Here is a 6,466-nt window from a genome sequence, read left to right on the forward strand (position 1 = left end):
TAAGATATCCTCTTCATTTATGGGCAGCATTCTCTCCGGCCGCCCCTGCAGAAAAGGAATGACATCTTTTCTGGTATTGCCGGGTGGTCTGATCATGTTCTTGTCCATATCCGGTCCTTTCTGATTCGCTATTCACAAGCATTTATATGCAATCACCATGCCATGGCATAAACCGGCTTGATTTAAAGGGATTACATACAAAGATTTAAAGAGATAGATGCGGAATAGAACTTTTAATGTTATATTTTGAAACAACGCCTCGTTTTTCTTCTGTTGAATAAAGAGGGGTAGTTTACATTTTATTTACCGGAATATATACTATATTAGCTTAGTATCTGGATTTTCTTCAATCTTGCGGGAATAATTCAGATACAAATAATAAATAAAAATCTTATTCAATATTTTAAATTTAAAGGTTCTTTAATCGAGTAAATCAAGGTATCCAGAATACGGATTATTTGAACTGTTTATAAATGTGATGTCACTAAAGCTTGCAGATAACCCATCTACATACATATAGATCGACAAAAGGTATTCAGAATTTTAAAGGAGCTGGTTTTATGAATCGAAGTGCCTGGAAAATTATGCCACTGGTATTTCTTGCCGCGCAGATTATCTTTGCGGCTGTTTACACTGTTTCTCAGGTTCCGGGTGAGGCACCGTTTACCTCTGTACAGGAAGCTATAAATGCTGCAGGTGCTGATGGAAGTGGTGCTGATGACATAGTGGAGATACTGGATTTAGCCACCTACGAGGAGCAGATTACAATTGACAGCTCCTGTAATGGACTGACTATCAGATCATCCAATCCCAAATCATTGAAAAAACCGGTTATCCGGCACAAAGATACTAAAAATATCCAGCCTACCACCTGTGATGAAGCAAAAAAAGAGGAAAGTATTACATTTGACCAGAATGGTGCTTTCAGGGTGATGCGGGCGCGCAGAATCACCATCGATGGTATTGCGGTTGACGGAGGAGGGCCGTATGTTTTCGGTGCAAATGGAATCTGGGCTGCGGAAGGCGGAACCCCGGATTGCAAATGGCCTCTTCAGCATGGAAATGCCGCTATAACATTATGGATTGCAGGTGATGTTGTAATCCGTAACTGTGATCTCAGTAACGCTTATTTCGGTATTGCTGTTAAAGACAGAAACGAAGGTGGCATCTATGCCAACGCTAACCCGGCAGATATCAAACCTCAGCTTGTAGTTCCCATGTCTGGATTTGGAAAAACCGGTAATCACCTTATTGAGAACAACCGTATACACAACAACTCATTCGGCATTTTCTTCGAATCCACCTGGGATCTGGGTTCAGTTATCAGATACAATCTTATCTATGAAAATCATCACCAGACTACCGCTTTTGCTTCATATGTCAAAGGTCTGACTGATGAAGGCTCAAACCAGCCGGGAGGCGCAATCGCTTTTAAAGACCACTCACTCAGCCCGGTTGCGATCTATAACAACACATTTTATAAAAACTATCTGATCTTTGTTGGTGGCTGGCGCCCTGCACTTCAGTGTCTGGTCTTCAACAATATCTATTCAAAACCTTTCTCCTACTGGAGTTCCAAACCGGGCGGGTTTGATTCCTGGTTTGAACTTAGTCCTGAATTTGAGAACAGAATGCATAACTGTGTATATGCAGCACAGGAAAAAGAACCGGAAGAGGGACAGTACCATGTGCAATTGATGAATGGACTGCAGGTTGCACAACCAGTCCAACCGGGTGCATTAATAAACGATCCATTCCCAACCACTGCTGATATCAGGTGGTTTGAGACCCCGTTCAGGTCTGAGGACCCGGATGATCCTCTTTTTCTCACCCCGGACTGGGAAAATTCAAATGTGCAGAAGTACATTGTGGATAAAGGGTGGCCTGACGCCGGAATTTACGATATCGATGGTTCGATAGCCGACCTGGGTGCTATACCGCAGATCGGGCAAACCACGACTGAAATTCTGATAAAGCCGATCGATCCGGTGATGATCTCCGGTACAACAGCAAAAACGAGGTTTAGTGTTTACAGTATCGCCGGTAATATTACTAATCCCCAGATCAAATATATCAGATGGATTAAGAATGTTGAGTTCCAGGCTGATGCTTTCGGTAATGGTGGTGTTCCAATACCCGCATCTGGTATCATTGCTGTAGATCCGCAGCCGGTTACGCTGGGAAGCAACTCCGTCAATTTTACAATTCCAGACAGAGGTGCCAATGAACTTTATGGCTTTTTTGAACTGATCATTGAGGGAATCTCACAGGAAACCGGCCAGCCGGTTGCCAGCAGTGTTGGTTTTCTGCCATACAGGGAGATTCAATACACCTTTGAGGTAACGGTCTGGAATCTTACACAGACCCAGCAATTAAAAGAGGTTAAAGCCGGTCAACCGGTTATTCTGAAAATCGTGCCGAAGAAAATTGGCGAGAGCGCACCCTTTGCAAACCCGATCAATGATGTGGAGGTTTCGCTTTCATCTGGATATGATCTGCTGTCTGCACCTGGTACAATATTTACCCTTTCGAGCATACATCTGGAATCCGCGACCAATGCCATCTTCACCAAAGTACCGGAGTCGGGTACAGATGAGGTATCTGTAACCGGAGTATTTGTTAACCAGTCCCAGAATATCTCAATGGTATTCAGAGGGAGCTCAGATCCCATAAAGATTTTACCGGGTGATCCGGCAAAGGTAAAGTTCCAGAGTCCTCCTTCAGGAACAGTAGGTCAGGTCAACCCTGGAGCGGTTGTCCCTGTTACAGCTCAGATCTACGATGAGTACGACAATAAGGTTACTCAACCTGCTGATGTAACACTGTCCACTTCCGACCCTTCAAAAATTAATGTTGTCGGCTCTGTCTCTGCCACTTCGGATGAAACCGGTATGGTGAAATTTCAGGTGGGAGTTGGACCGGAGGGCAGACAGTATGACACAGTTGATATCACTGCCACACTGGTTATTAATAATGAAACAGATAAAGCAAAAATGTATGTAGGGAAGGCACGTGACAGGCTGACAATTTACTATAGTGACACACTTACTCCTGATCCCAGTGTTATGATAGATGAATGTTCCGGAACAAGGGTTCCTATAACAATCAGGGCCATTGTTCTTACAGATCAGGGTAAAGACAGCCTTGTTACAGGTCGTAACACTGCTTTTGCTATAGATTTGAAACCGGGACTGGCGGCTTATTCTTCACCTTCTGAGCTTGATACTGTCAGACTCACACAATATGCACTCACTTCCGGTCAGGCTGTGATCTGGGTAAAATCTATTCAAAGGAATGTTCCCGATGGTTATATAAACGTATCAGCAATCGGAGATTATTCTCTCCTTCCCGGAACCAGAGGTGGAATCACTTTCCGGCACTGCGAAGCTACTATAGCCAGAGCAGCCTATTTTGCGGATAATGGTTATGGGAGAGTAAATCGCCTTGAGATTTTCTACAAAGAGCCACTGGAGTCTAAATCCATTCCAGACTCCATGCAGCTTTTCTGGCCCACTGCTGATGAGGCAAATACAAGATGGGTCAAGAAGGGGGAGCATTACAGCGAGACACCTGATCCGCTCGATTCTACACATATTTCTGTCATTATTCAGCCGGAGTTCGACCAGGAAATCACCTACAGCGCCATCACTCAGGGGCTGGGAATCGCACACTGGAAAAATCCAGAATTGGAAACGGAATCGAGAGAATACCCGTTTGCCATATACGACAGTGTCGGACCTCTTCTTATGAGTGCTAATCTGATCGAGCGTAATGGTCCAGGAGCTGATACCCTTTATATTACTCTGTCCGAATCGGTTACCAGCTCACTTTTTGCCGGTCAGAACTCTCTTCTTCTGATCAAACATCAGGGACAAACACAGGTTCCTCTGAACGTGCTTAGTGCTGTCAAGATAGACAACGCAATCAGACTTGTTGTTGCTGATGCTGGTGCAAACTCTCCTGAAGGTGGTGATTCTCTGAAAATACTGCCAGGTGGCACAATTAGTGATCAGTTCGGTAATGCCGCACATCCGGATAACCGTCCTGTTCCGATAACTGTCAGTGCCATTCCACCGGAAATTCTCAGTGCATACTACGAGGATGTAGATGCTAATGGAATAGTCGACCGGGTAACTATCAGCTTCAATAAAGCTGTAGATATCAGTGTCCTGGGAGTCGCTCTGAGATGGGGTCTTCCCGCAAATCCTACCAAAGGTGTCCTGAGTGGAGATTTGCTGAGCTATGCTGATGCTGATGTAGACTCAATTGTTCAGGTGAATGTAATCGGCCAGTTTACATATCCAGAACATACAATCAATCAGACATCAGGGCCCATGGATGCTACTGTTACCTTTACTAATTTCCCGGGTATTGAGAAAAACAGTACTGTAGCAGACAGGGCAGCGCCTGTTCTTGCTGATTCGGTTTTGCTTGCTCCTGGAGAAAAAGATCAAGAGGGAAACAGTGCTCCGGATACACTGATTGTCTACTTCTCAGAAAATGTCACGGCGATGGTAGCATCGAACCAGCCCTATAAATTCTGGAGAAATGGAACCAGCTATTCTCTTACACTCAGGCAATTAACTTCAGGTTCATGGGGAAATATCTATACTTATGAGATTCTGTCGGTTGAGGGTGATATGGTACCCATGATTGGTGATTCTGTAAATATGGTTCCATCCATTTTCCAGGATCAGCCTGGTAACCTGCAGGCAATCGAGACTAATTTACGTGTTCCATTAAAGATCAAGCCAAGGTATTATCCACCCAAGCTCAGCATTGGGCCCAACCCGTTCAAACCATCGGCAAACGAATCGATCAAGATCACTATCAAGCCTGATAAGGAAAACGGGGAGCCGACAGTGGTAACTACCCAGCTTGCAATATATGACCCGCTTGGAAACAAGGTCTATGAGAACAAGGTACAAAATGCCCCAGATTCAGTAGTGTTCTCCTGGAGTGGTGCCAATCTCAAAGGTAGAAAGGTCGGTGCAGGAGTTTATCTTGCTATAATCAAAGGTGAGTACAAAGCAGCAGATAATGATCTTTTCAGGAAACCGATAAATGAGACCAAATATATTGCTGTGAAAAAGTAAACACAAACTGAGCTGGTTTTAAAAAGGCCTGAAGAGATTCAGGCCTTTTTTATTGGCAGGTTTAATCAGAGATCGGTGGGCGCTTGATTTAAGATATACTTCATTAACTTCAAAATGAAAAAAGGACCTTACTTCTCCTTAGGAAAACAATTATATATCCAAAAGATTTGAAAAAACTTTTCTGTGATGATACAGTTTTAATTCTTGCCAGCATCGAGAGTTAACATGCCCGGGAAAAAGAAAAAAGCAGAAAAGAAAAAGAAAAAAAAGATAGAAAAAATCACTGCCCAAAGGAAAACTTTCTGGGGTTATCCCATATTCCTTCTTTCTGTCCTTTTGGCTGTTTTCGCTGTGCATGCAAGCAGTATCTATTCCTTTTCCCGCTTCCCGTTTTTTTATCAGAAAGTGCTGCCTTACCTGGGGGCATCTTTATCGGTAATTGCCCTGTTTATAGGGCATCTTTCCTATCCCAGGGTTCACAATCTTAGGGTATACATGGCGGGTTATCTTACAGGGATGATTTGTTTCTGTTATTTTCTATTTGCCTGTGGCGAAATTGTGAATCTTCCCGGCGCGCCGCCACCGGGTTATTTCTCTGTGATTTGTTTACTGGGATTGATAAACTTTCTGTTTATTCCCCTTCTGCCTTCAACAGCAAAATACCGTCTTGCCCGCAGTTACACTCTTGCGGTGCTTGGGGTTGAGAGTGTACTGCTTCTGACCATGCGTTTTGCTCCCGGGGCACAGGGTTGGATATCAACGTTGGAGTTTAAAGGTGTTGAGGATTTGGGATTCTGGGTTGGGCCTCTTTTTTTCTTTGTGCTTACAGCTTTCAGCTTATGGCGCTTGCGTTATGACTTTTCTCTGGGAGGGTTGGTATCTGGTTGCGGGTTGATTTTTGCCCTGATTTGGACTTTTGGAATAGATGCTGACCGGATGGAGTCAACGCAGAGAATACTTTTCAGTATTGCTCCCTTTTTTTTGGTTATTGCGACATTAACACACTGGTTTTTCAGGATTGAAAACAGGGTTTCTTTTGATCCTCTGCTTCAGATTTATAACAGGGATTATTGCTCAAAGATAATCACGGAGCAGGCGAACATGAATGTGACCCCTCCTTTTGCTGTGGCAATGGTGGATATTGATCATTTCAAGAATGTTAATGATACCTATGGACATCAGGCAGGTGATGCGGTTTTGCATTCTGTAGCTCAGACACTGCTCAGGACACTTTCTCCGCAGGGAACTGTCTGCAGATATGGAGGAGAGGAACTGGCGGTATTTTTTCCACAGAAAACAACCTCTGAAGTGGTTCCGCTAATGGAAAGGGCGCGGGAGGAAATAGAAAAAAGTAAAACGGAATCGGGTAA

General features: G+C 44.0%; 2 protein-coding genes. Both read left to right on the plus strand.

Annotated features, from left to right (window positions below; all coding sequences use genetic code 11):
• Positions 1–560 precede the first annotated feature (560 nt).
• Positions 561–5,096: a hypothetical protein gene (locus GX089_16590; GenBank protein ID NLP04114.1), complete on the plus strand. Its 4,536-nt coding sequence runs from the start codon at positions 561–563 to the stop codon at positions 5,094–5,096.
• 225 nt (positions 5,097–5,321) lie between these two features.
• On the plus strand, positions 5,322–6,466 hold a 1,145-nt coding region (locus GX089_16595; GenBank protein ID NLP04115.1), incomplete at its 3' end, for a GGDEF domain-containing protein.

Source organism: Fibrobacter sp. (genome assembly GCA_012523595.1).
Classification (GTDB): Bacteria; Fibrobacterota; Chitinivibrionia; order Chitinivibrionales; family Chitinispirillaceae; genus JAAYIG01.

Excerpts from the sequence above, each read along its gene's own strand:
- GX089_16590 (NLP04114.1), top strand. The coding sequence starts at position 561 with ATGAATCGAAGTGCCTGGAAAATTATGCCACTGGTATTTCTTGCCGCG.